This is a genomic window from Pseudomonas sp. LFS044 (assembly GCF_047978245.1).
Classification (GTDB): Bacteria; Pseudomonadota; Gammaproteobacteria; order Pseudomonadales; family Pseudomonadaceae; genus Aquipseudomonas.
Genome location: NZ_JBFPFX010000031.1, coordinates 23,528 through 50,196, shown reverse-complemented (window position 1 = coordinate 50,196; position 26,669 = coordinate 23,528). Strand labels below are relative to the sequence as shown.

Genomic DNA, 26,669 nt, shown 5'->3' with positions numbered 1-26,669 from the left:
AAGTGACGCACATGTCGCCATTCAAAGGCCAGACGGGCCTCAAACGTATCTTCAACGCCGCCGGCTATTCGCTGGACGGCTTGCGCGCCGCCTTCAAGGGTGAGGCTGCCTTCCGCCAACTGGTGCTGCTCAACGTACTGCTGATTCCGATTGCCTTCTGGCTACCGGTCAGTCGCGCAGAGCGGGCGATCATGATTGCCGTTTGCCTGCTCGGCCTGATTGTCGAGCTGTTCAACTCGGCAGTGGAGGCGGCGATCGATCGCATCTCGCTCGAGCGCCACCCGCTGTCGAAAAACGCCAAGGACATGGGCAGCGCCGCACAGCTGGTAGCGCTGACCATGGTGGCCCTGGTCTGGGGCGTCATCCTGCTCTAGGCAATCGGTGGCAATACGATCTCGTCACTGCGGGTAAAGCCTGCGGTGAAGTTGCGGCAGAGCTCGAGAAACTCGCGCATGGCGGAGGTCTGGTATTTCTGTTTGTGCCAGATGAAGTAGAACTGGCGCATGAGGTCCAGCTCCGGGGTCTCGACCGGCACCAGGCTGCCACGGCGGAACGCATCGCGCAGGGCCAGGCGCGAGATGCAGCCAATGCCCAGGCCCGACTCCACGGCACGCTTGATCGCTTCGGTATGCTCCAGCTCCAGGCGGATATTCAGGTTGGCGCGATGATGGCGCATGGCCTGATCGAAGGTCAGGCGCGTACCGGAGCCCTGCTCGCGCAAGATCCAGGCTTCCTGCGACAGGCTTTCGATATTGGCCCGGCCCACGTTGGCCAGCGGATGCTGCGGCGCACAGAACACCACCAGCTCGTCTTCGACCCAAGGCTGCACCTCCAGGTCCGGGTGGTTGCAGTCGCCCTCGATTAGACCCAGATCAATTTCGTACTGCGCCACCTGGTGCACGATATGAGCTGTGTTCTGTACATGCAGCTTTACCTGGCTCTCCGGGTGCACCTGCATGAAGCTGCCGATCAGCAAGGTGGCCAGGTAGTTGCCGATGGTCAGCGTGGCACCGACGGCCAACGAGCCGAAACCGGACTTGCCGTTGAGCAGGTCTTCGATTTCCTTGGCCTGGTCAAGCAGCGCAACTGCCTGTGGCAACAACTGGTGGCCAAGCGCGTTGAGGGCCAGGCGCTTGCCCGCACGGTCGAACAGCTGGCAGCTTGACTGACGCTCCAGTTCAGTGATGGAAGTGCTGGCGGCCGACTGCGACAGGGCCAGCAGGCTGGCGGCCCGTGAGACGCTCTGATGCTGGGCCACGGCGACGAAGACCTGGAGCTGGCGGAGTGTGAATCGCATATCGATATAACCGATAACACATATCTTGATAATTCAGTTAACAGATATTGTCGCTGCCCCTAAACTATTGCGCAACTGTGCGCTTTGCGCGCTGCGTTTTCTTCAGGAGCCCCATCGATGAGCAACATGAACCACGAACGTGTCCTCAGTGTGCATCACTGGAACGACACCCTGTTCAGCTTCAAGTGCACCCGCGACCCGGGCCTGCGCTTCGAGAACGGTCAGTTCGTGATGATCGGCCTGCAGCAGGAAAGCGGCCGTCCGCTCATGCGCGCCTACTCCATCGCTTCGCCGAACTGGGAAGAGCATCTGGAGTTCTTCAGCATCAAGGTGCCGGACGGCCCGCTGACTTCCCAGCTGCAGCACTTGAAGGAAGGCGACGAGATCATCATCAGCAAGAAGCCTACCGGTACTTTGGTGCTCGATGACCTGAACCCGGGCAAGCACCTGTACCTGCTGAGCACCGGCACTGGCCTGGCGCCGTTCATGAGCGTCATTCAGGACCCGGAAACCTACGAGCGTTTCGAGAAGGTGATCCTGGTACACGGCGTGCGCTACGTGAACGAAGTGGCCTACCGCGAGTTCATCACCGAGCACCTGCCGCAGAACGAATTCTTCGGTGAGGCGGTACGTGACAAACTGATCTACTACCCAACCGTGACCCGCGAGCCGTTCGAGAACCAGGGCCGCCTGACCGACCTGATGCGCAGCGGCAAGCTGTTCAGCGACATCGGCCTGCCACCCATCAACCCGCAGGACGACCGCGCCATGATCTGCGGCAGCCCGAGCATGCTCGACGAGACCAGCGAAGTGCTCGACAGCTTCGGCCTGAAAGTCTCTGCGCGGATGCGCGAGCCAGGTGACTACCTGATCGAGCGCGCGTTCGTCGAGAAGTAACGCCAGCGCTGTAATAAAAAACGCAGACCCAGGTCTGCGTTTTTTTATGCCTGCCGCCTGAGGCGCTGTCAGTCGCCCACAACCTCAAGCACCCGAATCACATCCGGCTGCGGGTAGTGCCACCTGACCTGTACGTCCCAGAACTTCACCCCATATACACGTTCCGCTGGCGGCACCTGATAGGCAGGCCGCGGATCCTGTGCCAGGCACTGCTCGATCAGCTCCACCAGCGGCTCGCCCAGGCGCAACGCATGCTCGTGGGCCTGCGGCAGCGCGCTGTCCGCCCATTGCACGGCGATTGCCTCAGGGGCTTCGCTGGCCATCAGGTTGCTGGCCCCGGCGATGCTGTCGGCGTAGGGGACATAGGGCTTGATATCCAGTACCGGCGTGCCGTCGAGCAGATCGATGCCGGACAACAGCAGCCGCCCCGGTTCAACGCCCTCCAGCCGGACCACCGACTGGCCGATGCCGTTTGGCCGATGGGTGGCACGCGTGGCGAACACGCCCATGCTCTTGTTGCCGCCCAGGCGCGGCGGGCGCACCTTCAGGCGTGGTTTGTCTTCCAGTGCCTGGTGGAACAGGAACAGCAGCCAGACATGGCTGACCTGCTCCAGGCCTGCCACCGCATCACCCTGGTCGAACGGTGGCAGCAGTTCCAATACACCACGGGCCGCCGGCGCCAGCTGGGGCTGGCGCGGTATGGCGAACTTCTCCTTGAAGCAGGAGCGCACGATGCCGACGGGCGAAACCGTATGCTGCATGGTCACTCAGCCGCGCACGCGCAGGGTCAGGCCCTTGAGGAAGTTGCGCAGCAACTGATCGCCGCAGGGCCGGTAGTTGTCGTGGCCGACCTTGCGGAACAGCGCGCTGAGCTCGGGCTTGGACACCGGGAAGTTGACCGACTTGAGGATTGCATGCAGGTCTTCTTCCTTGAGCTCGAAGGCCACGCGCAGCTTCTTGAGCACGGTGTTGTTGGTCACCGGCAGCTCGACCGGCTGTGGCGGACGGCTGTCATCCTTGCCACGGCGGTGGGTGACCAGGCCGTCCAGAAAGTGCGCCATGACCCGCTCGGGGCAGCGCACAAAACCGGGCTCGTCTTCTTTCTTCAGGTAGGTGGCGAGTACCACCGGGTTTACCTCCAGGCCCGACAGCGCGATGATTTCGGCCATCTTGGCGTCGTTCACCTTGAGCATGTAGCGCAGGCTGCGCAGGACATCATTGTGGTTCATTGCTGCAAAATCCTGTTCAGAAGCCACGCAACGGCGTGGCGCATTGCTTAGAAACGTTCAGTGCCGGCCAGGTAACGCCACTGGCCCACAGGCAGCTTGCCCATGGATACCCCACCCAGGCGAATACGGCGCATGCTGAGCACTTCCAGGCGCAGGTAAGCGCATATCTCGGAAATCTGCCCGGGTTGTGGGTTTTTCAAGGCCAGGCGCAGGTGGGTTTCGTTCTGCCAGCTGGCCTTGGCCTTGGGCAGTTCCCGGTCGTTGCGCGTCGCCCCGCGTGCCAGGCGCTCCAGCGCCTGTGGGGTGGTCTCGCCGCGCACTTCGATGATGTATTCCTGCTCCAGCTTGCGCAGGTCGGCCTCGATCTTGCGGGTTACCTTCCAGTCCTGCGTGAATATCTGCAGGCCGCTGGCACCGCGCTCTAGAGGGGCAGAGCAGGTCAACCGGGCGAAATGCCCGTGCAGGGGCCGCACACCCTCGCGGTGCGCTTCGCTGAGGCTGGCCAGGTTCATGCTGGCGCGCGCCGTGTCGATATCGACCCCAGCCGGCTGGTTGAGCAGCAGGGTAACCGGGTCCAGCGCCTGTGCATTGGCGCCTGGCAACAGTTCCACGGTCTGGTTGTCGACCTTGAACTGAGGTTGCTCGACGACCACGCCATCGACCGTGACCCAGCCCCCTTCGATATACAGCTCGGCCTCACGGCGGGAGCAGCCGAGCTGCTCGATGAGGCGTTTGGACAGGCGGATGGGTTCGGACATGGCGGGCAATTCGCAAGGCAGGGAAAGTCTTGCATTGTACCTGCCCATGGGCAGTTGATGACGGGAATCTGTGTCAAATGCGCCATTTCGGAAGTATCGGACGGCATCCTACAGTGCGCTCCTAGCGAGCTGTAGGAACCAGCTTCATGTGAAGCAATGGGTAAGGCTGCCCCAAGCCGTCGGTTTCCGAGCGGCCGATGACTTCGAAACCTTCGTGCAGATAGAAACCCAAGGCTTGGGGGTTTTGCTCATTGACGTCGAGGCGTTCGGCATTCAGCTCGCTGATGGCGTAGCGCAGCAAGCGCTTTCCGACGCCTTGGCCACGGTACTGCGGGGCAACGAACAGCATGTCCACGCGGCCGTTGGCGACACCGGCGAAGCCGCAGATGCGCTGGCCATGCCTGCAGCAGACCAGCATGACGGCGTCGAGGTACTTGCCCAGAACATGTTCACGCAGCAGCGTGATGTAGGCGTCGGGCAGGAACTCGTGGGTCGCGCGTACCGAGTCTTCCCAGACCTGGGCCAGTTCGGGGTAGTCGCTCAGGTGGGGTGTTTGCAGCATCAAGTGCATGCCGGTATTCCTCGTTGGCCATTGAGGAAACCATAGATGCAAAAAAAGGCCCTGCCAGTGGGGCGTAGTGCGGTTCACTCAGGAGCGCTGGGGCCGCAAAGCGGCCCCAATACAGGCGATGGATAACCAAGTGACCTTAGATTGGCTCGGCCCACATGTCGTACTCATCGGCATCGACGACACGGCAGCGGACCTTGTCGCCCGGCTTGAAGCCGTGGTCGCCATCGATGAACACGCTGCCGTCGATTTCCGGAGCATCGAAGAAGCTGCGGCCCACCGAGCCTTGCTCTTCGACTTCGTCGATCAGCACTTCGATTTCCTTGCCGATGCGTAGCTGCAGGCGTGCACTGCTGATGGCCTGCTGGTGGGCCATGAAGCGGTCCCAGCGTGCCTGCTTGACGTCATCCGGTACTTCTTCAAGGCCAAGGTCGTTGGCCGGGGCGCCTTCGACCGGCGAGTACTGGAAGCAGCCGACGCGGTCGAGCTGGGCTTCGGTCAACCAGTCCAGCAGGTACTGGAAGTCTTCTTCGGTTTCGCCCGGGAAGCCGACGATGAAGGTCGAGCGGATCACCAGGTCCGGGCACTGTTCGCGCCAGTTCTTGATGCGCGCCAGGGTGCGGTCTTCGAAGGCTGGGCGCTTCATCGACTTGAGCACTTTGGGGCTGGCATGCTGGAACGGGATGTCCAGGTACGGCAGGATCTTGCCGGCGGCCATCAGCGGGATCACGTCGTCGACGTTCGGGTAGGGGTACACGTAGTGCAGGCGTACCCAGGCACCCAGGCTGCTCAGCGCCTCGCACAGCTCGAGCATGCGGGTCTTGACCGGGCGGCCATTCCAGAAATCGGTCTTGTACTTGACGTCGACGCCGTAGGCGCTGGTGTCCTGGGAAATCACCAGGATCTCCTTGACGCCAGCCTTGACCAGGCGCTCGGCTTCGCTCAGCACTTCACCGACCGGGCGGCTGACCAGCTTGCCGCGCATCGACGGGATGATGCAGAAACTGCAGCTATGGTTGCAGCCTTCGGAAATCTTCAGGTAGGCGTAGTGGCGCGGCGTCAGCTTGACGCCCTGCGGCGGCACCAGGTCGATCAGCGGGTTGTGGTCCTGGCGCGGTGGCACCACTTCGTGCACAGCATTGACTACCTGCTCGTACTGCTGCGGGCCGGTGACCGACAGCACGCTGGGGTGCACATCACGGATGCTGCCTTCTTCGACGCCCATGCAGCCGGTGACGATGACCTTGCCGTTTTCCTTGATCGCTTCGCCGATGACTTCCAGCGACTCGGCCTTGGCACTGTCGATGAAGCCGCAGGTGTTGACCACCACCACGTCGGCGTCCTCGTAGGTGGGCACGACTTCATAACCTTCCATGCGCAGCTGGGTCAGAATGCGCTCGGAATCGACCAGAGCTTTGGGGCAACCCAGGCTTACGAATCCTACCTTGGGGGTGGCGGGCGTGGTGGACATGACTAACCTCGGTATTGAATGCAGGCCGCCCGGGCGGAAACGGGGGCGGTCTTGACGGGCGCTTTTTGGCGCCTCTGATCAAAAAGTGCGCAATTCTAGCGAGCGCAAGGTCGCTTGACTAGCAGAAATGCGACGAACGCTGCTGAACCCCTTTAACTGCGACCTGGCCACCCTCTATCGCGTTGTCCTGAATCATCTTGAGGCGTTTGTGATGCAGTTCAAATGGACACTCAGCTCTCGCCAGGTTGCTGAATGGCAAAAGATGAATCGCCCAGAGACGCTGACCGACAAGGTGGGAAAAGGCCAGGCTCGTATCGGAACTCCGTGCATAAAAAAGCCCGCTATTGCGGGCTTTTGTGCACTCAGCTCAAGGCTGCAAGTACATGCTCAGGATCGTTATGGATCGCACGGAGCAAGGCACGAGCTGGTCCCTCAGGTTCGCGACGGCCTTGTTCCCAATTTCGTAAAGTGCCTACTGCGACATCAATACGTTTGGCGAACATCGCCTGGGAGAGGCCAGTGGCTTGACGAATTTTTTTGACTTGAACTGCGTCTACGTGGAATTCACGCGAAGGCTGACGCTCCCCGCGATCGATCTCATCCATCTGAGTCATGCTTTCCACAAGACGATCGAAGAGATTCTTTTCCATTATTTCCACCCTTTGTTTAGTGCGCGAAGCTGCGCTTTCTGACTATTTGTCAAGGTATCCCTGATTCCCTTGCGATAGATCAGAATCAAACGGATCTGGTGGGCTGCAGTGACGTGGTAGTAGATCACTCTCACACCCCCACTCTTGCCCTTGCCCTTGGCCGCCCAGCGGACTTTTCTGAGGCCGCCGGTTTCCTCTATGAGAGAGCCGGCTTCCGGACGCTCAGCCAGATAGGCCTGAAAAGCCCGGTATTCTTCATCATCCAGATGCTCCTTGAGATCGGAGGTGAATACTGGAGTTTCGATGAAGATCATGCAGCCCCTTCTGTGCGTCATTGGCGTAGTTGGATGATAGGGGGTTAACCTACATTGTTCAAGGTAGCGCTTGTGTCAGCATGTGATTTTTCTTGATCAGGGGACGAGCGGCATAGGCAAAACGCAGGTCGCCCCGGGCTTAAACGGGTGCGGTCTCAACGGGCGGTTTTTGGCGCACCTGATCAACAATTGCGCAATTCCTGCGAGCGCAAGGTCGCTTGACTAGCAGAAATGCGACGAACGCTGCGCTATGCTTCGCGCCGTTGCGTCCGGGTATCTGCGATGCCCCGGCGCTGAGGTGAATTCTACCGGCCTTGGTGGCCGTTTGCGGGAGTGGTCGATGGTTCAGGCAAGCAGTCACGCCGAAGGCGGGCACGGGACGGCAAAGTCGCTGAGCCTGCTGGTGGCAGCTGTTGGGGTGGTCTATGGCGATATCGGTACCAGCCCGTTGTATACCCTCAAGGAAGTCTTTACCGGCGGTTATGGGGTGCCGGTCAACCATGATGGCGTGCTGGGGATCCTGTCGCTGATCCTCTGGTCGCTGTTGTGGGTGGTGTCGTTCAAGTACGTGATGTTCATTCTGCGCGCCGACAACCAGGGCGAGGGCGGCACCATGGCGCTCACGGCGCTGGCGCGACGGGCCACCGCGGCTTACCCACGGTTGCGCACGCTGATGGTCATCTGCGGCCTGATCGGCGCCTCGTTGTTCTACGGCGACAGCATGATCACACCGGCGGTGTCGGTATTGTCGGCGGTGGAGGGCATGGGCCTGGCGTTCGACGGTATCGACCATTGGGTGGTGCCGATATCGCTGGTGGTGCTGGTGGCGCTGTTCCTGGTGCAGAAGCACGGTACCGAAAAAATCGGCAAGCTGTTCGGGCCGATCATGGTCACCTGGTTCGTGGTGCTGGGCGCGCTGGGGGTGCATGGCATCTCGCAGACCCCGGAAGTGCTCAAGGCATTCAACCCAGGCTGGGCGGTGAACTTCTTCATCGTCCATCCGGGCATGGGCGTGGCCATTCTCGGGGCGGTGGTGCTGGCGTTGACCGGTGCCGAGGCGCTGTATGCCGACATGGGCCACTTCGGCCGCAAGCCGATAGCCCGTGCCTGGTTCGCCCTGGTGTTGCCGGCGCTGGTGCTCAACTATTTCGGCCAGGGCGCAATGCTGCTGCAAAACCCCGAGGCCGCGCGCAACCCGTTCTACCTGCTGGCCCCGAGCTGGGCGCTGTTGCCGCTGGTGGGGCTGGCGACCATGGCCACGGTGATTGCATCGCAGGCGGTGATTTCCGGTGCCTTTTCCCTGACGCGCCAGGCCATCCAGCTCGGTTACATTCCGCGCATGCAGATCCAGCACACGTCCAGTGATGAACAGGGGCAGATCTACATCGGGGCGGTGAACTGGACCCTGATGGTCGGTGTGGTGCTGCTGGTGATCGGTTTCGAGTCATCCGGTGCGCTGGCTGCGGCTTACGGCGTGGCGGTGACCGGCACCATGTTGATGACCACCATTCTGGTGTCGGCGGTGATGCTGCTGCTGTGGAAGTGGCCGCCGGTGCTGGCGGTGCCGATTCTGCTGGGCTTCCTGTTTGTCGACGGGCTGTTCTTCGCCGCCAACGTGCCGAAGATCGTACAGGGCGGTGCCTTCCCGGTGCTTGCAGGCGGCGTACTGTTCCTGCTGATGAGCACCTGGAAGCGCGGCAAGCAGATCCTCGTCGAGCGTATAGATGAAGGTGGTTTGCCACTGCCGGTGTTCATCAGCAGCATCCGTGTGCAGCCGCCGCACAGGGTTGAAGGGACCGCCGTGTTCCTCACTGCACGCCCGGACGCGGTGCCGCATGCCCTGTTGCACAACATGTTGCATAACCAGGTGCTGCACAGCCAGGTGGTGCTGCTGACGGTGGTGAGCGAGGATCGGCCACGGGTGCCGGACCAGGAGCGCTTTGAAGTGGAGGCCTATGGTGATGGCTTCTTCCGCGTGCTGCTGCACTTTGGCTTCATGGATGAGCCGGATGTGCCGGCGGCGCTCAAGCTGTGCCACCTGGACGCGCTGGACTTCAGCCCGATGCGTACGACCTACTTCCTGAGCCGTGAAACCGTGATCGCGTCGCGCCTGGAAGGGATGTCACGCTGGCGCGGCAACCTGTTCGCGTTCTTGCTGAAAAATGCCAACGGTAACCTGCGCTTCTTCAACCTGCCGCTCAACCGGGTAATCGAGCTGGGAACACAGGTCGAGATCTGATTGAAAAAGGGGCCGCTATGCGGCCCCTGGTTTGTCTCAGTTCTGCTCTGCCACGCTGGACTTGCCCTGGCGTGTCTCGATCTCGCCAATCAACCGCTTGGCCAGTGCCGGGTAGTTCTCGTCAAAGTGGTGCCCGCCTGGCAGCTTCAGGCGCTCACCGACCGCCGTATGGTCGGTGCAGCCGCTTTCGTCGGTTTCTTCCACGCCATACACGCACACCACCTTGGCCGCGGGCAGCTTGGCCATTTCCGGCCCGGTAGGCGCTTCCTGGCCTTCCTTGCCCAGCCAGCCCTCGACTTCGATTTCGAAGCTGCCACTGCGGGCGAAGGCCAGCAGCATTACGGCATCGATACGCTGCTGGTCTTCGGCCGGCAGGCGGTTGTAGATGGCAGGGAGCACGTCGGCACCAAACGAATAGCCGGTCAGCACGAAGCGCTTGGTGCCCCATTTCTGGCGGTAGTGCTGCATCAGTTCTGACAGGTCGGCGGCACTTTGCTCAGGCGTCTTGTGCTGCCAGTAGTAACGCAGGGTGTCTATGCCGACGACCGGGTAGCCGAGCTTGGCCATTTCACCGGCCACGTCACGGTCCAGGTCGCGCCAGCCGCCATCGCCCGAGAGGAACAGGGTGACGGTATCGGTGGTCTGCCCGGCCGGCACTTCCACCACAGGGATTGCCAGTGCATTGCCGTCGCGGCCCACCAGGGCTTGGGTCAACTGAGACTTGAGGACTTGCGGCAGGTGGATGTCGTAGTCGCTGATGCTGGTTTCGGCGTTGGCCTGGTCGCGTACGAATGCCGCGCTGGCGTCATCGGGGTTGTCGTTCCAGGCGACGTTCCAGTGGCCATGGGCGGCGGTCTTCGGCAGGGCGACGGAGCAGCCGGGCTGCTCCACGTTGAAATCGACGGAAATGGCGCGGGCCTTGTCGTCGGTCTGGGTGGCCAGCCAGCGCCAGGCTTGGGCGGCACCGGGGCCGATGCCGGCCACCAGGGTCGGTTTCTCGGCCAGTTGCGCCAGTGCCTGGTCCATTGCCTGCTGCTGCTTGCTGCAGTCGCCTGGTGGCAGGATGACCTGCACCAACTGTGCCTCACCGGCCTGGCTCAGGTCCAGCAGTTGCTTGTCGGTCAGGGCCTGGTCTTGGGGCACGCCTATGGCGACCCGAGCTTTGGCATGCACGCCGGGGCTGACGCGGGTAATGCGGGTGTCGTTGAGGGTCAGTTGTTCCAGGCGTGCCTCGGGGGCCGGGCGTGTCCACAACCAGAAGCCTGCAGCTCCAGCCACGGCAGCCAGGAGCAGAGGTATCAATACGTACAGCCAATAGCGTCGGATCATCAACGTTTCACCAATCCAGTCAGGCCGCCTGCAATCAGGGCGGCGGTGTCGGCCAGTGCAACCAGCGGGTCGAGCCCGGCTGGCACGGCCATGTAACGAGGTTCCCAGTCCGGCTGGAACTTGTCTTTGAAGCGCCGCAGGCCCTGGAAGTTATAGAGCTGTTCGCCGCGGCGGAACACCATCGAGCCCAGGCGCTGGGTCAGCGGTGCACCGCGCCGCGGTTGCAGGCCGGAAAGCGGGACCATCCCCAGGCTGAAGCGGCCGTAGTCGTGGCTTTTGTAATGCAGGATGAGGCCGATCATCATGAATTCCATGGTCAGCTTCGGAGCCTCGGGGTGGGCGCGCATCAGGTCGAGGCTGGCCAGTTCGTTGCCGTGGGTTTCCAGCAGGTTGGCAAACGCCACCGGCCGGCCCTGGTAGCGAATCAGGGCGATGCGAAAATGCTGCAGGTACTCGGGGCTGAAGCGGCCCAGCGAGAAGCCTTTCTCGCGCACGTTCTTGCCGCCCAGCCAGGCGTCGGAAATTTCCTTGAGCTCGGCCAGCGGGGCCTGGCCAGGCTCGTGGATTTCCAGGCTCAGGCCATCGCGGCCGCCACGGTTCCAGGTGTAGCGCAGGTCTTTCATCTCCTTGCCCTTGGCTTCGATGTCGAAGCGGCGCAAATCGACCCGGGCTTCCTCGCCGAGCTTGAGTGCGGTCAGGCCGATGTCCATATAGAACGGCAAGTTCTCCGCGCGCACCTGGTAGAACACCGGGCGGGCGTGGTGCAAGTCGCACAGGTCGCGGAACTGCCAGATCATCTCGGCGCGCTCCTGGGCCGGGCCGATCGGGTCGTACAGCGCCACCAGGCTGCGGCCGCGACGGGCGTACATGAGGAAGGCGTTGTCGTTGGGGTGGAACAACAGGGCCTTGTCACCGGTCAGGGCCAGGCCGCCGTCGGGCTGTTCGGACGCCAGCAGGATACGGTTGGCGCGCTGCAGTTCCTCATCGTCAGGCAGGTGGATGACTGGCCGGGCGGTGCGCAGCAGCCAGGTCAGGGCGACGATCACCAGCAGTACTGCGCTGCCCATGGCCGCGCGCAGGCCCCGTGGGGCATCGGCGTCGAGGGTGAACTGCCACCACAGCTGATGGCTGTACGGAACATCCTGGTAGGCGAACAGCAGCAGCCATACCGAAGCGCCAACCACGCACGCGCTGGCCACCAGGTACACCGGTGAGAACGGCAGCTCCAGCAGCCGGCTTGGCCGGTAGAACGAGCGGCGGAAGAGGGCGAGCAGGGCAGCAGTGAAGATCAGCAGGCTGGCCTCTTCCCAGTCGAAGCCTTTGAGCAGTGACAGCAGTGCGCCCACCAGCAGCAACACAGTAGTCAGTAGCCAGGCTGCGGAGAGGCGGCGGCGCAAGCCTTGGGCCAGCAACAGGCACAACACGCCAATCAGGCTGGCGCCGAAGTGTGAGGCATCGATCAGGCGGTGTGGCACCAGAAAGCCCATGTGCTCCAGGCGGGTGTCGATTTCCGGGGTAGCGCCCGAGAACAGCAGCACGACCCCCGAGAGAAACACCAAAATCGCCAGGATCGGGGCGGCCAGCCCCGATGCGGCTTTCAGTGCCTGTTGCGCGAACAGCAGGCGCCTCGCTTCGTTGGCCAGCAACAGCACGCAGGCTACCAGCAGCGGCAGGACCACATAGATCAAGCGATACAGCAGCAACGCGGCGGCCAGCGGTGCAGCGCCGAGCTGGTCGGCGAAAGCGGCAAGCAGGATTGCCTCGAACACCCCGACACCGCCGGGCACATGGCTGAGCACGCCTGCGGCCAGGGCCAGCAGGTAGACCAGGACAAACGCACCGAACGGTGGGGCTTCTGGCAGTAGCAGGTAGAGCACGGTAGCGGCGGCGGCAACGTCCAGTGCGGTGATGACCAGTTGCAGTGCAGTCAGGCGCGCGCCGGGCAGGCGCAAGGTGCGGCGACCTATTTGTACCAGCAGGCTGTCGGCCAGTGGCTGTTCTGCCAGGCGGCGGCGGTACAGCCCGACCACCAGCACGGCGGTCAGGGCCAGCACGGCAATAGCGATACCGGCCAGTACGGGGGCGGGCAGGCGCAAGGCGACAGATGCGGCAGGCAGGTTGCTCAAGGTTGCCAATGCGGCGAGCGGGGGCAGGGCGCAACCCAGGGACAGGCTGGCGAATACCGTCATGCGCGCGACTTCGGCGGCGCCCAGCCCTTGCCGTGCGTACAGGCGATAACGCACCGAGCCGCCAGAGAGCATCGACAGGCCAATGGCGTTACCTATGGCGAACGCGCTGAAGCCGCCGAGCAACAGGGTCCGCGCTGGGAGCTTAACGGCGGCATAGCGGCTGGCCGACCATTCATAACCGAGCAGGATCACGAACCCGATGACCGTGGCTAGCAAGGCACCGAACAGGGACTGCCTGGGCACACTGAGCATGGCATCGTGCAGGGCGTAGATGTCCAGCTCGCTGAGCAAGTGGCGGCAGGCGATCAGTGCCATGGCGAACAGCACCAGGGTCACGCCGAGCCCGATCGGTTGGCGATAGCGACTTAGCCGCTCCAGCCAGGGCAAACGCTGCGCAGCCGCAGGCAACGCCGAGGCAAGCGGCGCCTGGGGTTCAGGGTGATGGGAGGTCATGGGTTACCCCGGGCATTCAGCGCGAGATGGGGGGAAGGTGCGGCCAAGTGAAAGTCCCTTTGGAAACGTATCCAGATATTACTCCGGGCAACGTTACTTTCAGTCGTCCGGCAGGGTTAAAGATAGTTCATCCAAAGGAGAGCATCTCAAGCCCGGGGGTTGCCGAATGCAGAAGGGGTTTTTCAGGTGACGAAAAGCAACAAACCCCGCGCTGCTGTTACACAGGCGGGGTTTGTTCTGACGAATATGGTTGCGGGAGCCGGATTTGAACCGACGACCTTCGGGTTATGAGCCCGACGAGCTACCAGACTGCTCCATCCCGCGTCAGAGGGGCGCATTCTACAGCTTTGAACTTGGCGGTCAAGTACTAAATGTTGTTCGGCCACGTTTTTGTTCGGCTCGTACTTTTTCGAGGCCAAAGAAAAAGGCCACTGCGTTAACAGTGGCCTTTTCTTGAATCTGGTTGCGGGAGCCGGATTTGAACCGACGACCTTCGGGTTATGAGCCCGACGAGCTACCAGGCTGCTCCATCCCGCGCCTGTGGAATCGAATTCTACAGCTTAAGCGCCGAGTGTCAACTGTTAGTTATTGATTTAACGAAACTTTTTGCGGAGTGCCTTTTTTCAGGGCAAAGAAAAAGGCCACTGCGTTAACAGTGGCCTTTTCTCGAATCTGGTTGCGGGAGCCGGATTTGAACCGACGACCTTCGGGTTATGAGCCCGACGAGCTACCAGGCTGCTCCATCCCGCGCCTGTGAGATCGAATTCTACGGATTTTCTTCCCTGTGTCAAGCTTTTCATTCAAAAAACCTTTTTCCTTCAAACCCTTAGCGGTTGATCAAGGCAGGCAGCTCAGCCGTGGCGGGGCTTTCAGGCCAATTGTCGTGCAGCACAAGCGGGTGGCTGTCTCCGTGTGGGAGCATGCGTTACTATCTGTATGAATTTACAGTGCTCACGGTCATCCATGTCTTTGCGCAAGATCATCCACATCGACTGCGATTGCTTTTACGCCGCGATCGAGATGCGTGACGACCCGCGCCTGGCCGGCAGGCCGATGGCTGTGGGTGGCTCGCCGGATCATCGCGGGGTGATCGCTACCTGCAATTATGAAGCGCGGGCCTACGGCGTGCGTTCGGCCATGTCTTCCCGGCATGCGCTCAAACTTTGCCCAGACTTGTTGATCGTCAAACCGCGTTTCGAGGCCTACCGTGAAGCCTCGCGTGAGATTCACGGCATTTTCCGAGACTACACCGAGTTGATCGAGCCTCTATCGCTCGATGAAGCCTACCTCGACGTGAGTGATAGCCAATGGTTTGCCGGCAGCGCTACGCGCATCGCCGAGGATATTCGCCGGCGTGTTGCCCGCACCCTGCACATAACCGTGTCGGCTGGGGTGGCGCCGAACAAGTTCCTGGCCAAGATTGCCAGTGACTGGCGCAAACCCAACGGGATTTTCGTGATTACCCCAGACCAGGTGGAGGCCTTTGTGGCTGCTTTGCCCGTCGCCAGGCTACACGGTGTGGGCAAGGTGACTGCAGACAAGCTCGCCCGGCTGGGTATCGTGACCTGCCTGGACTTGCGAGATTGGTCGCGGCTGGCGCTGGTGCGCGAGTTCGGCAGTTTTGGCGAGCGCCTGTGGGGGCTGGCGCGGGGTGTCGACGAGCGGGCGGTGCACAATGACAGCCGCAGGCAGTCGGTCAGCGTGGAGAACACCTACGACACGGACCTGCCCGACCTGGCCAGTTGCCTGGAGCGTTTACCTGAGTTGCTGAGCAGCCTGAATGAACGCATCGGCCGCATGGACAGCAGTTACCGACCGGACAAACCCTTCGTCAAGGTCAAGTTCCATGATTTCAGCCAGACCACGCTTGAGCAGGCAGGGGCGGGCAGAGACCTTGAAAGCTACCGGCAATTGATGAAGCAGGCGTTTGCCCGGGGTGGCAAACCGGTGCGCTTGCTGGGGGTGGGGGTGAGGTTGCGGGATTTGCGCGGGGCGCACGAGCAGTTGGAATTGTTTGCCGATAAATAAAGAGGGGCTGCCTAGGCAGCCCCTCTTTATATAAGCACGCGATTACTGCGCGCCTGGATCCGCCACCAAGCGGCCAGTGGATTTGGTCAGCGCTTGCAGAAACTCTTGTTGCAGTTCCGGATCGTTGCGGGTCAGCTCGATCAGGCTCTGCTCCATCTCGCTGGCTTCCTCTTCCAGGCCCAGCTCCGAAAGGCGCTTGACCCGGTGTACCCATTGGCCGACGTCGTCGTCTTCAAGGTCGTCGAAAATCAGCTCATGAGCTTCGCGCAGCTTGTTGCGCAGGGTGGCGCTGACCAACAGGCTGGCATCCCCGCGCACTGCGTTGTCTTCATCGACTACCTGCAAGTGCAGCGTGCCGACATGGTTCAAGTGTTGCTCGGAGAACGGGCTGTCGAGCAGGTTCAGGCGCAGGACGCCGTTTCTGTCGGTGGTCAGCTCGTGGGTCATCTTGCCGGCCTTGACCTCGACCAGGCGTTCGCTCCAGGGCAGGCTGGTGAATTCTTCGCGCTTGTCCTTCTGCACTTCGCTTATCCCGGCCAGGTTCTGCTGGGCGCGACCGTTGGACTGCACGTTCATGAACGGGTTGAGCCCGGCAACGCCATAGCTGAGCCAGTCGTGGGTCACGCTTTCGGGCAGGTTGCCCAAGGCGAATATGTTGACCACGTTGGCGCCAACGCCGGCCACGACCGCTACCGCGCCAAGCGGGATCTCGTAGACCTCCCGCCAGGGCTGGTAAGGGGTGTAGCGGTCGTAGCGGCGGGTCACTTCGAACTCGGTGAGTTCGAAGCGCTTCTGTTCATGTACGCGCACACGCCGCTGCGGAAGCTCCATCACCTTCGGCTCGCCGACATCGATCTGCAGGGTGTGTTCGAGCAGTTTGCGCTCGACGCGCTCCTCATGCTCGCTGCGCTGGGACATCTGGTTGGCGCAACCGCTGACGAGCAGGGCGCCGCACAGTGCGGCGCCCCCCAGGGTAAAGGTACTTCGCTTGGACATGATCACTCGTGCATTGATTATCAGCGGCGAACGCGGGCCTGCAGGAAGCTCAGCACTTCATTGAGTGGCAGCGCTTGAGCATCCTGTTCGGTGCGGTGCTTGTATTCCAGGTTGCCGTCGGCCAGGCCGCGGTCGCTGACGACGATGCGGTGGGGGATGCCGATCAGCTCCATATCGGCAAACTTGATGCCTGGGCTGGTCTTCTTGTCGCGGTCGTCCAGCAGCACTTCGAAGCCGGCGGCCGTCAGTTCGGCGTACAGCTTGTCGGTGGCTTCGCGTACCACGTCGGTTTCGTAGCGCAGCGGCACCAGTGCAACCTGGAAGGGCGCCAGGGCGTCGTTCCAGATGATGCCCTTGTCGTCATAGCTCTGCTCGATGGCGGCAGCGACCACGCGGGACACGCCGATGCCGTAGCAGCCCATGGACAGCACCACTGGCTTGCCGTTCTCGCCCAGTACCTGGCACTTGAGGGCCTCGCTGTACTTGGTGCCGAGCTGGAAGATGTGGCCCACTTCGATGCCGCGCTTGATCACCAGGGTGCCTTGGCCATCCGGGCTCGGGTCGCCTTCGACGACGTTGCGCAGGTCGGCAACCTGAGGGACCGGCAGGTCGCGTTCCCAGTTGACGCCGAAGTAGTGCTTATCGTCGATGTTGGCGCCGATGCCGAAGTCGCTCATCAGTGCGACCGAGCGGTCGATGATGCATTCCAGCGGCAGGTTCAGCGGGCCCAGCGAGCCTGCGCCGGCACCAATGGCCTCACGCAGTTCTGCGTCGGTGGCCATGACCACTGGGTCGGCAACCTGCTCCAGCTTGGCAGCCTTGATTTCGTTGAGCTCGTGATCGCCACGGACGATCAGGGCGACCAGCTTGCCTTCTTCGGCGCCGCGCACGATCAGGGTCTTGACGGTCTTCTCGATCGCCAGGCCGAAGTTTTCGACCAGCTGAGCGATGGTCTTGGCATCGGGCGTGTCGACCAGGCGCAGCTCTTCGGTAGGCGCAGGGCGCACGGTTTCGCGCGGGATGGCCTCGGCTTTCTCGATGTTGGCAGCGTAATCGGAGCTGTCGCTGAAGATTACGTCGTCTTCACCGGAGTCGGCCAACACGTGGAACTCATGCGAGTAGCTGCCACCGATGGAGCCGGTGTCGGCCTGCACTGGGCGGAAGTCCAGGCCCAGGCGGGTGAAGACGTTGGAGTACGCCTGGTGCATGCGGTCGTAGGTTTCCTGCAGGGAAGCCTGGTCGGCATGGAAGGAGTAGGCGTCCTTCATGATGAACTCGCGGCCACGCATCAGGCCGAAGCGTGGGCGGATTTCATCACGGAATTTGGTCTGGATCTGGTACATGTTGAGCGGCAGCTGTTTATAGCTGGACAGCTCGTTGCGGGCCAGGTCGGTGATGACTTCTTCGTGGGTCGGGCCAACGCAGAAATCACGGTTGTGGCGGTCTTTCAGGCGCAGCAGCTCAGGGCCGTACTGCTCCCAGCGGCCGGATTCCTGCCACAGCTCGGCGGGCTGGATGCTAGGCATCAGCACTTCCAGGGCGCCGGCGGCGTTCATTTCCTCGCGCACCACGGCTTCGACCTTGCGCATTACTCGCAGGCCCATCGGCAGCCAGGTGTACAGGCCGGAGGCCAGTTTGCGGATCATGCCGGCACGCAGCATGAGCTGATGGCTGATGACCACTGCGTCGGCAGGGGTTTCTTTCTGGGTGGCGAGCAAATATTGACTGGTGCGCATGGTTAGCCGTGTCGATTGCCTAAGACATTGAAATGACCCCGCATTGTACGGGGGCGAAACGAAGGCGTACAGGATGCCCCAGGGCGGGGCAATTGTCAGCCAAGAAAAAGCCCGGCAAGCGTGCCGGGCTTTCTCAGGTGCGGGGCACTATAAGCGAGGCTTACAGGATGCTCAGCGGGTATTCGACGATCAGGCGCAGTTCGTCGATCGAGCTCGAACCGTAGTACACGCCGTCGGCGGAGCGGTAGGTGGCTTGACGGACGCGGAAGCTCAGGTCTTTCGCCGGGCCGCTCTGCATCACGTACTTGACGTCGATGTCGCGTTCCCATTCCTTGCCGTCGTCGGTGGTACGGGTAGTTGCACCGGTACCGCGAGCGTAACGGGTCATGAAGGTCAGGCCTGGCACGCCGAACTCGGCGAAGTTCAGGTCGTAGCGAGCCTGCCAGGACTTCTCGTCTTCAGCGTTGAAGTCGGAGCGGGCGATGGAGTTGGCCAGGAACACGGTACCGCCACCGTCTACGCCGTAGGCGTAGTCGCCGTCACCGCTGACTTTCTGGTAGGCCAGGGTGAAGGTGTGGGCGCCGACGTTGTAGGCGGCCGACAGGCTGGCGGCAATGTTGTCGAGTTCGTTGCTGCCGTCGGACTTGGTGACGAACGCGCCAGTGCGGTTGTCGCCGATGGACTTGGTGTCATAGATGTTGAAGTCGAACACCAGGCCTTGCTTGTCGCTGATCGGCAGCGCCCAGTTGATGTTGCCGTACCACTTGCGGAAGTGGTCTTCCACGCGCGAGTAGTAGACGCTGGTGCTGAGGCTGTCAGTGAAAGCGTAGGTGCCGCCGAAGATGTTGGCTTCGGTCAGGTTCAGGCTGTCGTGGTACGTCTGGGCCTGGGCATTCAGCGAGGTGAAGTGGCCGGCGTTCAGGGTCAGGCCTTTGATCTCGTTGCTGGTGATCAGGCCGCCTTGGGCTACTTCCGGCAGCAGTCGGCTGTCGTCGGTGGCGAATACCGGCATTGCGGTGAACTGGTCACCGAACTTCAGCACGGTATCGGAAATGCGCATTTTGACAGCGCCGCCGCCCTCGGAGTAATCATCCTGCGAACGGCCATCGGAGCCTTGTGGGAACAGGCCGGTACCGGCACGGCCACGGCCGCTGTCCAGTTTCACGCCGAGCATGCCAATGGCGTCTACGCCGAAACCTACAGTGCCCTGGGTGAAGCCCGACTCGTAAGTGCCGAGGAAGCCCAAGCCGGTTTCTTCAACGCGGCTCTGGGTGCCAGCGGGGTTGTTACGGAAGTCGCGGCTGAAGTACAGCATGCGAGTCTTGACGTTCAGCTGGCTGTCTTCGATGAAACCCTTGGACTCGTCTTGTGCAGAGGCGAAGGCCAATTGCGAGGTCCCTGCCGAAACGGCCAGGGCGATCATGCTCCACTTCATCACGCGCATCGTGATTTGCTCCTTTGGTTTTTAGGAAGAGTACCGCTGCGCCCAAGTCTTTTAGTTATATGGGGCAGCTCTTTCTTGTTATGTCGGCGGAAATGTATAGCACGCTGACTGTTGTTGGCGATATGGGCATATACAACCTTTCGGGAACTTTATGGCCATGTCGCTTTCACGTATTTCCATGTCGCAAATCACGTCCCGTATTTCCGGGGCGTACAACGCCAGCGCTGTTCCTTTCACCGTAACGATTCTGTAACTACCGGTTATGGCTGGGGAAACTCCCTGGTCTATCCAAAGCGGCTGTTGTTATTTGTCGCGTACATCGCTTGATGCAGATGTCGTGCCGACTTGGTGTGGGGAGAATGCAACAAGCGTGCTCAAAATTAACAACGGTTCATGAAATTTTCACAAACACCCCGGTGGCAGGTCGAAATGCCCCGAAAACATGGGCTGAGACTTGTCTGATGGTGTGCCAGATATTCAGTGTCCTTCAAACCCCAAAGCTGCCATGAAAGTCAATGTGTTACCGGCAACTGTTCATGCTGAGTCATTCGTGTGTGTAAAAGCGTAGTGGTGTACTCGTTTGCGGCCTCATTTTGGTGCGAAAAGTAGCGGGGTGTTACCGCGATTGTGCAAGTGGCTGCCCTCCATGAACTTAAACTGTGCAGCGCAACCCGCTGTTGCATGCCGGGACAGGCGAAGCAAGGTATCCTTGCGCGTATTCCCGCGTTGGTCGGGCTCGATCTTGTGTGTTGGAGGTTTGCAGTGTTTGAGATGGATTCGCGTTTGCAGCAGGACTCGCTGGTGCTTGGAGAGTTTCCACTGTGCCGTCTGCTATTAAGCAAGGATGCCAATTACCCTTGGTTCATCCTGGTGCCCAAACGTGAAGGCGTCAGCGAGTTGTTCGACATGAGCCAGGAGGATCAGGCTCAGCTGTGGAAAGAAACCACGGGGCTGGCTGAAGCGCTCAAGGGTGAATTTGCGGCCGACAAGATGAACGTAGCGACGCTGGGCAACGTGGTGAGCCAGATGCACATGCACGTCATCGTCCGCCGTCACGGCGACGCCGCCTGGCCAGCGCCGGTCTGGGGCAAGGTGCCTGCTGTCGAATATGGCCCTGGCCAGGTCGACGCCATTCGTCAGCGCCTGCGTGCGTTGCCTCTCGCCGATTACCAGGAGGCCTGACATGTCTTTGGAAGCGCGCATCATCGAGCTGGAAACCCGTCAGGCGTTTCAGGACGACAGTATTCAGGAACTCAATGACGTGGTGGTCGAGCAGGGGCGGGTGATCCAGCGCCTGCAATTGCAGATGGCCGAGCTGATCAAGCGCTACGAAGAGATGGTCGGGCAATACGGCAGCGAGGGGGAAGAGGCGCCGCCGCCTCATTACTGAGTGATACAGCCCTGGGGTTGCCCCAGGGCTGCTCCGGGTCAGCGGCGGGTTACCGCGACCACATCTTCGGCCTGCAGGCCCTTGTCACGGTGCATCACCGAGAACTCCACGCGCTGGCCTTCGACCAGGATGCGGTGGCCTTCGCCGCGGATGGCACGGAAGTGGACGAAAATATCGTCCCCCGAATCGCGGGAAATGAAACCAAAGCCCTTGGATGTGTTGAACCACTTCACCGTGCCGGTATCACGCATGCCGGTCTCCATTGCGGCACCTTGGCTTGGGCGTGCTTTTCTGGCGGTGCGGGCAAAGCCTGCGGCCAGGTGCAGCACGACGGCGAGTGCCGCGCAGACCAGCGCAGCGAGGTTGCCCATTTCCGGGCGGGCCAGCAAGGTCAGGGTTTGCAGCACCACGGCCACCACCAGCAGGGCGCAGGCCAGGTGTTGCAGTTGCTGACGGGCGCCTCGGTAATACAGGGGCACGACCGGCGCCAGCAGCAGGTTGAGCAGGCCGAGCAGGGCCAGGTAGACCGCGTCGGGTTGCTGCAGGAAGGGTGTTGCATCGGTTTTCAGGCTGGGTATGAGCGATAGCAGCAAAGCTGCAGCGCCCGTCACCAGATGGACGATCTTGAACATGGGGTTGGCTCACAGTTGATAAGGCCGATCACAGGAAGAGCTGGCAGCACGGTGCGCATGAGGTGTAGAGCGCGAACACGTGGTGGGCCAGCCTATGCACCCGGCACTAACAGTCCGCACGGGTGGCACGGTGCCTATTTAACAGCAAAGGCGGGGCCTTCTCAAACCGCAGTCGGCCGATGGCATTGTGTTGCCCTGTGTCATGGGCGTGTTTCGCCAAGTGTTGGTACAGTGTGTGGGGCCTGCTTGGTCATCAAGCCATTTGCAAAAGGGGAACTTCATGGCAATCGATATCGGTATCAGTGAAGAAGATCGCAAGTCCATCGTCGAAGGGCTTTCCCGCCTGTTGTCGGATACCTACGTGCTGTATCTGAAAACCCACAACTTTCATTGGAACGTCACCGGCCCCTCGTTCCGCACCCTGCACCTGATGTTCGAAGAGCAATACAACGAGCTGGCCCTGGCGGTCGACTCGATCGCCGAGCGCATTCGCGCGTTGGGCTTTCCGGCGCCGGGCTCCTATGCCTTTTATGCAAGGCATTCCTCCATCAAGGAGGAAGAGGGTGTGCCGGTGGCGGATGAAATGATTCGTCAGCTCGTTCAGGGGCAGGAGGCCGTGGTCCGTACCGCGCGCAGCATCTTCCCCGTGGTGGACAAGGTCAGTGACGAGCCGACCGCCGACTTGCTGACCCAACGCATGCAGGTGCACGAAAAAACTGCCTGGATGCTGCGGGTGCTGCTGGACGGCAAGTGATCGAATGTAACGCCTGAATGCGGGTTGAAAGCCCGGCCTAGCCACGCTCGGCCGGGCTTTCTGGTTTGTGCGGGAAGGCTTTGCCGCTGCTCTGTGCCCGCGTGTGCGCGCTTCATTTAGCCCCTGGTTCCTGTGCTTATGTCTGTATGGCGGCGCAGGGAGGAATACCTGTGGCGAGGAAGTGACGCGCATGATTCAAGCGAGCAAGCGTGTGGGGAATCTGGGGCGCTGCCCTGGCAAGCAATGCATCGATCCCTTCAGGGAAGATTTCGACATGTTGCAGATTCGGCCGGTATCCCGTTCGGTCCGGCTCAACGGTTTTTCCACCTGCTTGCGCCTGGAGGCCGTCTATTGGGGTATCCTCGAGCGCATCGCCGAGGCCAATGAGTGCTCGGTCAGCGCCGTGCTTTCCTATGTGGACCGCGAAGTGCACCTGCGCCAAGGCGGGGTGCGTAACTTCAGCGGCCTGATCCGGGTGATCTGCGTTGCCTGGCTGCAGCAACCATCCGGTGTACGCTGATCGCCTGGCGGGCTGCGCAGTGCCTGCTAACCATATATAATCGCGCTTTTTGCTGCCCCGACAGCGAAGCATTGTTATGGTTGACGAGAGACACCCATGCCCCTTTATGACTATCAATGTGCAGCCTGCGATCACCAGATGGAAGCGCTGCAGAAGATCAGCGCCGCGCCGCTGACCGACTGTCCGGCCTGCCAGGCGCCGGCATTGAAGAAATTGCTGTCGGTCCCTGGCTTTCGCCTGAGCGGTAGCGGCTGGTACGAAACCGACTTCAAGACTGGGGCAAAAAAGAATCTGGCAGGCGGCGACAAAGCCGACTGAGTTGAATTGCAGTAGCCGGGTCTTGCAGTATTAGCCCCCTGGGGCGGCCAAGGCCTCCATCGAATACACGAATCACGAGAAGCGAAACCACCATCATGATGCGCAGCCATTATTGCGGCCAACTGAACGAGAGCCTGGACGGCCAGGAAGTCACCCTTTGCGGCTGGGTCCATCGTCGCCGCGACCACGGCGGGGTGATCTTCCTCGACATCCGTGACCGCGAAGGCATGGCCCAGGTCGTGTTCGACCCGGACCGCGCTGAAACCTTCGCCGCCGCCGACCGCGTGCGCAGCGAATTCGTAGTGCAGATCACCGGTAAGGTACGCAAGCGCCCGGACGGCGCGGTAAATGCCAACATGGCCTCCGGTGCCATCGAGATCCTCGGCTACCAGCTGAACGTGCTGAACGAAGCTGAAACCCCGCCGTTCCCGCTGAACGAATACTCCGACGTCGGCGAAGAAACCCGCCTGCGCTACCGCTTCATCGACCTGCGTCGCCCGGAAATGGCCGACAAGCTGCGCCTGCGTTCGCGCATCACCAGCAGCATCCGTCGCTTCCTCGACGAAAACGGCTTCCTTGACGTCGAAACGCCGATCCTCACCCGTGCCACCCCTGAAGGCGCGCGTGACTACCTGGTGCCGAGCCGCACCCACGCCGGCAGCTTCTTCGCACTGCCGCAATCGCCCCAGCTGTTCAAGCAGCTGCTGATGGTGGCCGGGTTCGACCGCTACTACCAGATCGCCAAGTGCTTCCGTGACGAAGACCTGCGTGCTGACCGTCAGCCGGAGTTCACCCAGATCGACATCGAGACCAGCTTCCTCGATGAATCCGAGATCATGGGCCTGACCGAAAGCATGATCCGCAAGCTGTTCAAGGAAGTCCTGGACCTGGAGTTCGGCGAGTTCCCGCACATGACCTTCGAAGAAGCCATGCGCCGCTACGGTTCCGATAAACCAGACCTGCGTAACCCGCTGGAACTGGTCGACGTTGCCGACCAGCTCAAGGACGTCGACTTCAAGGTCTTCGCAGGCCCTGCCAACGATCCGAAGTGCCGCGTTACCGCGCTGCGCCTGCCAGGCGGCGCCAGCATGCCGCGCAGCAAGATCGACGAGTACACCAAGTTCGTTGGCATCTACGGTGCCAAAGGCCTGGCGTACATCAAGGTCAACGAGCGCGCCAAGGGTGTTGAAGGCCTGCAGTCGCCGATCGTCAAGAACATCCCTGAGGCCAACCTGAACGTGATCCTCGATCGCGTGGGTGCGGTCGATGGCGACATCGTGTTCTTCGGCGCCGACAAGGCCAAGATCGTCAGCGAGGCCCTGGGCGCGCTGCGTATCAAGGTTGGTAACGACTTCAACCTGCACACCTGCGAGTGGGCACCGATGTGGGTCGTCGACTTCCCGATGTTCGAAGAGAACGACGACGGCAGCTTCACCGCGCTGCACCACCCGTTCACCGCGCCGAAGTGCAGCCCGGAAGAGCTCGAAGCCAACCCGGCTACCGCGCTGTCGCGTGCCTATGACATGGTGCTGAACGGCACCGAGCTGGGTGGCGGTTCCATCCGTATCCACCGTAAAGAGATGCAACAGGCGGTGTTCCGCCTGCTGGGTATCGAAGCGGCAGAACAGGAAGAGAAGTTCGGCTTCCTGCTCGACGCGCTGAAGTTCGGTGCGCCACCCCACGGTGGCCTGGCCTTCGGCCTGGACCGCCTGGTCATGCTGATGACCGGCGCCCAGTCGATTCGTGAAGTGATCGCCTTCCCGAAAACCCAGAGCGCTGCGTGTGTGATGACCCAGGCCCCTGGCCTGGTCGACGCCAAGGCCCTGCGCGAGCTGCACATCCGTCTGCGCGAACAGACCAAGGTCGAGTAAGCGGACCCCGGGCGCATCCACATGGATGCGCCTTTGCGTTACGGCGCAGGAATTTTGTCGTTGCGCCCCGAGTGGGGCGCAATTGTTTGTGTTTCAAGGATTTGGAGTTGTTATGGCGGGTCATTCCAAGTGGGCGAACATCAAGCACCGCAAAGAGCGCCAGGATGCCAAGAGAGGCAAGATCTTCACCAAGTGGATCCGTGAACTGACCGTCGCGGCCAAGCAGGGTGGTGGCGATCCCGCTTCCAACCCGCGCCTGCGCCTGGCGCTGGACAAGGCCCTGGGTGCCAACATGAGCCGCGACATCATCGATCGCGCGGTGGCACGGGGTGCGGGCACCAACGAAAGCGACAACGTCGAAGAGCTCAGCTACGAGGGTTACGGCCCGGGCGGCGTGGCGATCATGGTCGAAGCCATGACCGACAACCGCAACCGTACCGCCGCCGCCGTGCGTCATGCCTTCACCAAGTGTGGCGGCAACCTCGGCACCGATGGTTCGGTGGCCTACCTGTTCGAGCGCAAGGGGCAGATCAGCTTCGCGCCAGGTATCGACGAAGATGCACTGATGGAAGCCGCGATGGAGGCCGATGCTGACGACGTGGTCGCCAACGAAGATGGCTCCTTCGAGGTGTTCACCTCGTTCAACAGCTTCTACGCGGTGCGTAATGCCTTGGAAGAAGCTGGCTTCAAGGCGGCGGACGCGGAAATCGTCATGCAGCCGACCACCAGTGCCGAGCTGGATCAGGAGGGTGCCGAAAAGGTGCTGAAGCTGATCGACATGCTCGAAGACCTGGATGATGTGCAGAACGTCTACTCCAATGCCCAGATTTCCGACGAGATCATGGAAAATATCGGCTAAGGTCTCCTGACCCTTCGCGTCAAGGCTTCTATTGGGGCCGCTGCGCAGCCCATCGCCGGCAAGCCAGCTCCCACACGTACAGTGCATTTCTTCGGGCCTGCACTGTACTTGTGGGAGCTGGCTTGCCGGCGATGGGTCGCGCAGCGGCCCTAATGGTCTTGAATCGTGAGCTTTGAACGACAGGCACTATGACGCTTATTCTTGGTATCGACCCCGGTTCGCGTATCACCGGCTATGGCGTTGTGCGCCAGACAGCCCGTGGTTGCGAATACGTGGCGTCGGGTTGTATCCGCACAGGCAGCGGTGAGCTGCACGAGCGCTTGCAGATCGTTTTTCGCGGTGTCAGTGAAATCATTACCCAGCACGGCCCTGTGACCATGGGCATCGAGCGCGTGTTCATGGCCCGCAATCCCGATTCGGCGCTCAAGCTTGGCCAGGCCCGCGGCGCGGCCATCGTCGCCGCAGCAGAGGCCGGCCTGGAAATCGCCGAATACAGCGCGACCCAGGTCAAGCAGGCCGTAGCCGGCACGGGCGGGGCGAACAAGGAGCAGGTAATGCTGATGGTCATGCACCTGCTCAAGTTGACCCAGAAACCGCAGATCGATGCCTCCGATGCCCTGGCCATTGCCCTGTGCCATGCCCATACCCGTTCCAGCCTGGTACCACACGGCCTGTCAACGGCCCGTCGGCGCGGTGGGCGCTTGCGTCTGTAAGCGCTTCATGCGCT

General features: G+C 61.4%; 26 protein-coding genes, 3 tRNA genes and 1 pseudogene. 13 read left to right on the top strand and 17 right to left on the bottom strand.

What is annotated here, in order from left to right; all coding sequences use genetic code 11:
* Positions 1-11 precede the first annotated feature (11 nt).
* A complete protein-coding gene (locus ACNQPL_RS22320) occupies positions 12-374 on the top strand; it encodes a diacylglycerol kinase (protein ID WP_008094698.1) in 363 nt (120 codons plus the stop codon).
* Here the strand turns inward: ACNQPL_RS22320 and finR are convergent.
* Positions 371-1,297: a LysR family transcriptional regulator FinR gene (gene finR, locus ACNQPL_RS22315; RefSeq protein ID WP_346611758.1), complete on the bottom strand. Its 927-nt coding sequence runs from the start codon at positions 1,295-1,297 to the stop codon at positions 371-373. The genes ACNQPL_RS22320 and finR overlap by 4 nt on opposite strands.
* 117 nt (positions 1,298-1,414) lie before the next feature.
* On the opposite strand from finR, the gene fpr reads away from it, so the two are divergent.
* Positions 1,415-2,194: a ferredoxin-NADP reductase gene (fpr, locus tag ACNQPL_RS22310; RefSeq protein ID WP_167069020.1), complete on the top strand. Its 780-nt coding sequence runs from the start codon at positions 1,415-1,417 to the stop codon at positions 2,192-2,194.
* A 68-nt stretch (positions 2,195-2,262) separates the two neighbouring features.
* Here the strand turns inward: fpr and tsaA are convergent, their stop codons facing one another.
* From tsaA to rimO, 5 genes are all read right to left on the bottom strand, one after another.
* Positions 2,263-2,955: a tRNA (N6-threonylcarbamoyladenosine(37)-N6)-methyltransferase TrmO gene (tsaA, locus tag ACNQPL_RS22305; protein WP_387528532.1), complete on the bottom strand. Its 693-nt coding sequence runs from the start codon at positions 2,953-2,955 to the stop codon at positions 2,263-2,265.
* Between the two features lie 6 nt (positions 2,956-2,961).
* Complete coding sequence (locus tag ACNQPL_RS22300; protein WP_346611756.1) at positions 2,962-3,423, bottom strand: DUF1456 family protein; 462 nt, start codon at positions 3,421-3,423, stop codon at positions 2,962-2,964.
* Positions 3,424-3,470: 47 nt separating this feature from the next.
* The gene (locus tag ACNQPL_RS22295; RefSeq protein ID WP_346611755.1) at positions 3,471-4,181 is read right to left on the bottom strand and encodes an rRNA pseudouridine synthase; all 711 of its coding nucleotides are present in this window, start codon (positions 4,179-4,181) and stop codon (positions 3,471-3,473) included.
* Positions 4,182-4,302: 121 nt separating this feature from the next.
* Entirely contained in the window at positions 4,303-4,752 is a 450-nt protein-coding gene (locus ACNQPL_RS22290) for a GNAT family N-acetyltransferase (RefSeq protein WP_346611754.1), read from the bottom strand.
* 136 nt (positions 4,753-4,888) lie between these two features.
* Positions 4,889-6,220: a 30S ribosomal protein S12 methylthiotransferase RimO gene (rimO, locus tag ACNQPL_RS22285; RefSeq protein WP_346611753.1), complete on the bottom strand. Its 1,332-nt coding sequence runs from the start codon at positions 6,218-6,220 to the stop codon at positions 4,889-4,891.
* Between the two features lie 139 nt (positions 6,221-6,359).
* Between rimO and ACNQPL_RS22280 the strand changes: the two are divergent.
* Positions 6,360-6,509: pseudogene (locus ACNQPL_RS22280) on the top strand (DNA adenine methylase); the annotation flags it as partial.
* Between the two features lie 73 nt (positions 6,510-6,582).
* Here the strand turns inward: ACNQPL_RS22280 and ACNQPL_RS22275 are convergent.
* Entirely contained in the window at positions 6,583-6,870 is a 288-nt protein-coding gene (locus ACNQPL_RS22275) for a helix-turn-helix domain-containing protein (RefSeq protein WP_346611752.1), read from the bottom strand.
* Complete coding sequence (locus ACNQPL_RS22270) at positions 6,870-7,184, bottom strand: hypothetical protein (protein ID WP_416467928.1); 315 nt, start codon at positions 7,182-7,184, stop codon at positions 6,870-6,872. Before ACNQPL_RS22270 ends, ACNQPL_RS22275 begins: the two co-directional genes overlap by 1 nt.
* Before the next feature lie 340 nt (positions 7,185-7,524).
* Between ACNQPL_RS22270 and ACNQPL_RS22265 the strand changes: the two genes are divergently transcribed.
* Entirely contained in the window at positions 7,525-9,423 is a 1,899-nt protein-coding gene (locus ACNQPL_RS22265; RefSeq protein ID WP_346611750.1) for a potassium transporter Kup, read from the top strand.
* 36 nt (positions 9,424-9,459) lie between these two features.
* Here the strand turns inward: ACNQPL_RS22265 and ACNQPL_RS22260 are convergent, their stop codons facing one another.
* The 5 genes from ACNQPL_RS22260 to ACNQPL_RS22240 all read right to left on the bottom strand — a co-directional run bounded on the left by ACNQPL_RS22260 (position 9,460) and on the right by ACNQPL_RS22240 (position 14,144).
* Positions 9,460-10,752 carry a virulence factor family protein gene (locus ACNQPL_RS22260; protein WP_416467927.1) on the bottom strand — a complete coding sequence of 431 codons (1,293 nt, stop codon included), beginning with the start codon at positions 10,750-10,752 and terminating at the stop codon, positions 9,460-9,462.
* Positions 10,752-13,394, bottom strand: a complete 2,643-nt coding sequence (mprF, locus tag ACNQPL_RS22255; protein WP_416467926.1) for a bifunctional lysylphosphatidylglycerol flippase/synthetase MprF — start codon at positions 13,392-13,394, stop codon at positions 10,752-10,754. The genes ACNQPL_RS22260 and mprF overlap by 1 nt, the downstream gene beginning before the upstream one ends.
* A 247-nt stretch (positions 13,395-13,641) precedes the next feature.
* Positions 13,642-13,718: transfer RNA gene (locus ACNQPL_RS22250), tRNA-Met, on the bottom strand.
* A 136-nt stretch (positions 13,719-13,854) separates the two neighbouring features.
* Positions 13,855-13,931: transfer RNA gene (locus tag ACNQPL_RS22245), tRNA-Met, on the bottom strand.
* Positions 13,932-14,067: 136 nt separating this feature from the next.
* Positions 14,068-14,144 (bottom strand) — tRNA-Met (locus tag ACNQPL_RS22240).
* Between the two features lie 219 nt (positions 14,145-14,363).
* Between ACNQPL_RS22240 and dinB the strand changes: the two genes are divergently transcribed.
* Complete coding sequence (gene dinB, locus ACNQPL_RS22235; protein ID WP_387528828.1) at positions 14,364-15,422, top strand: DNA polymerase IV; 1,059 nt, start codon at positions 14,364-14,366, stop codon at positions 15,420-15,422.
* Between the two features lie 42 nt (positions 15,423-15,464).
* On the opposite strand, the gene ACNQPL_RS22230 is transcribed toward dinB, so the two are convergent.
* The 3 genes from ACNQPL_RS22230 to ACNQPL_RS22220 form a co-directional block, all read right to left on the bottom strand.
* Positions 15,465-16,418 (bottom strand): hypothetical protein, encoded by a 954-nt coding sequence (locus tag ACNQPL_RS22230; protein ID WP_387528558.1) that lies wholly within the window; start codon positions 16,416-16,418, stop codon positions 15,465-15,467.
* Positions 16,419-16,438: 20 nt separating this feature from the next.
* Complete coding sequence (locus ACNQPL_RS22225; protein WP_346611746.1) at positions 16,439-18,154, bottom strand: proline--tRNA ligase; 1,716 nt, start codon at positions 18,152-18,154, stop codon at positions 16,439-16,441.
* Positions 18,155-18,314: 160 nt separating this feature from the next.
* Positions 18,315-19,598 (bottom strand): OprD family porin, encoded by a 1,284-nt coding sequence (locus ACNQPL_RS22220; protein WP_346611745.1) that lies wholly within the window; start codon positions 19,596-19,598, stop codon positions 18,315-18,317.
* A gap of 762 nt (positions 19,599-20,360) precedes the next feature.
* On the opposite strand from ACNQPL_RS22220, the gene ACNQPL_RS22215 reads away from it, so the two are divergent.
* On the top strand, positions 20,361-20,780 hold the full coding sequence (locus tag ACNQPL_RS22215) for an HIT domain-containing protein (protein WP_346611744.1): 420 nt from the start codon (positions 20,361-20,363) through the stop codon (positions 20,778-20,780).
* A gap of 1 nt (position 20,781) precedes the next feature.
* Positions 20,782-20,988 (top strand): SlyX family protein, encoded by a 207-nt coding sequence (locus ACNQPL_RS22210; protein WP_387528567.1) that lies wholly within the window; start codon positions 20,782-20,784, stop codon positions 20,986-20,988.
* A 38-nt stretch (positions 20,989-21,026) separates the two neighbouring features.
* Here ACNQPL_RS22210 and ACNQPL_RS22205 read toward each other — a convergent pair whose 3' ends face one another.
* Entirely contained in the window at positions 21,027-21,620 is a 594-nt protein-coding gene (locus tag ACNQPL_RS22205; protein WP_416467925.1) for a cold shock domain-containing protein membrane protein, read from the bottom strand.
* A gap of 280 nt (positions 21,621-21,900) precedes the next feature.
* On the opposite strand from ACNQPL_RS22205, the gene ACNQPL_RS22200 reads away from it, so the two are divergent.
* The 6 genes from ACNQPL_RS22200 (at position 21,901) to ruvC (ending at position 26,655) form a co-directional block, all read left to right on the top strand.
* The gene (locus ACNQPL_RS22200; protein WP_016392255.1) at positions 21,901-22,374 is read left to right on the top strand and encodes a Dps family protein; all 474 of its coding nucleotides are present in this window, start codon (positions 21,901-21,903) and stop codon (positions 22,372-22,374) included.
* A gap of 190 nt (positions 22,375-22,564) precedes the next feature.
* Entirely contained in the window at positions 22,565-22,894 is a 330-nt protein-coding gene (locus ACNQPL_RS22195; RefSeq protein ID WP_416467924.1) for a ribbon-helix-helix domain-containing protein, read from the top strand.
* A 96-nt stretch (positions 22,895-22,990) separates the two neighbouring features.
* Entirely contained in the window at positions 22,991-23,212 is a 222-nt protein-coding gene (locus tag ACNQPL_RS22190) for an FmdB family zinc ribbon protein (protein ID WP_346611740.1), read from the top strand.
* Between the two features lie 95 nt (positions 23,213-23,307).
* Positions 23,308-25,083: an aspartate--tRNA ligase gene (aspS, locus tag ACNQPL_RS22185; protein WP_346611739.1), complete on the top strand. Its 1,776-nt coding sequence runs from the start codon at positions 23,308-23,310 to the stop codon at positions 25,081-25,083.
* Positions 25,084-25,195: 112 nt separating this feature from the next.
* Positions 25,196-25,942 (top strand): YebC/PmpR family DNA-binding transcriptional regulator, encoded by a 747-nt coding sequence (locus ACNQPL_RS22180; RefSeq protein WP_346611738.1) that lies wholly within the window; start codon positions 25,196-25,198, stop codon positions 25,940-25,942.
* Between the two features lie 188 nt (positions 25,943-26,130).
* On the top strand, positions 26,131-26,655 hold the full coding sequence (ruvC, locus tag ACNQPL_RS22175) for a crossover junction endodeoxyribonuclease RuvC (protein WP_346611737.1): 525 nt from the start codon (positions 26,131-26,133) through the stop codon (positions 26,653-26,655).
* Positions 26,656-26,669: the final 14 nt, after the last annotated feature.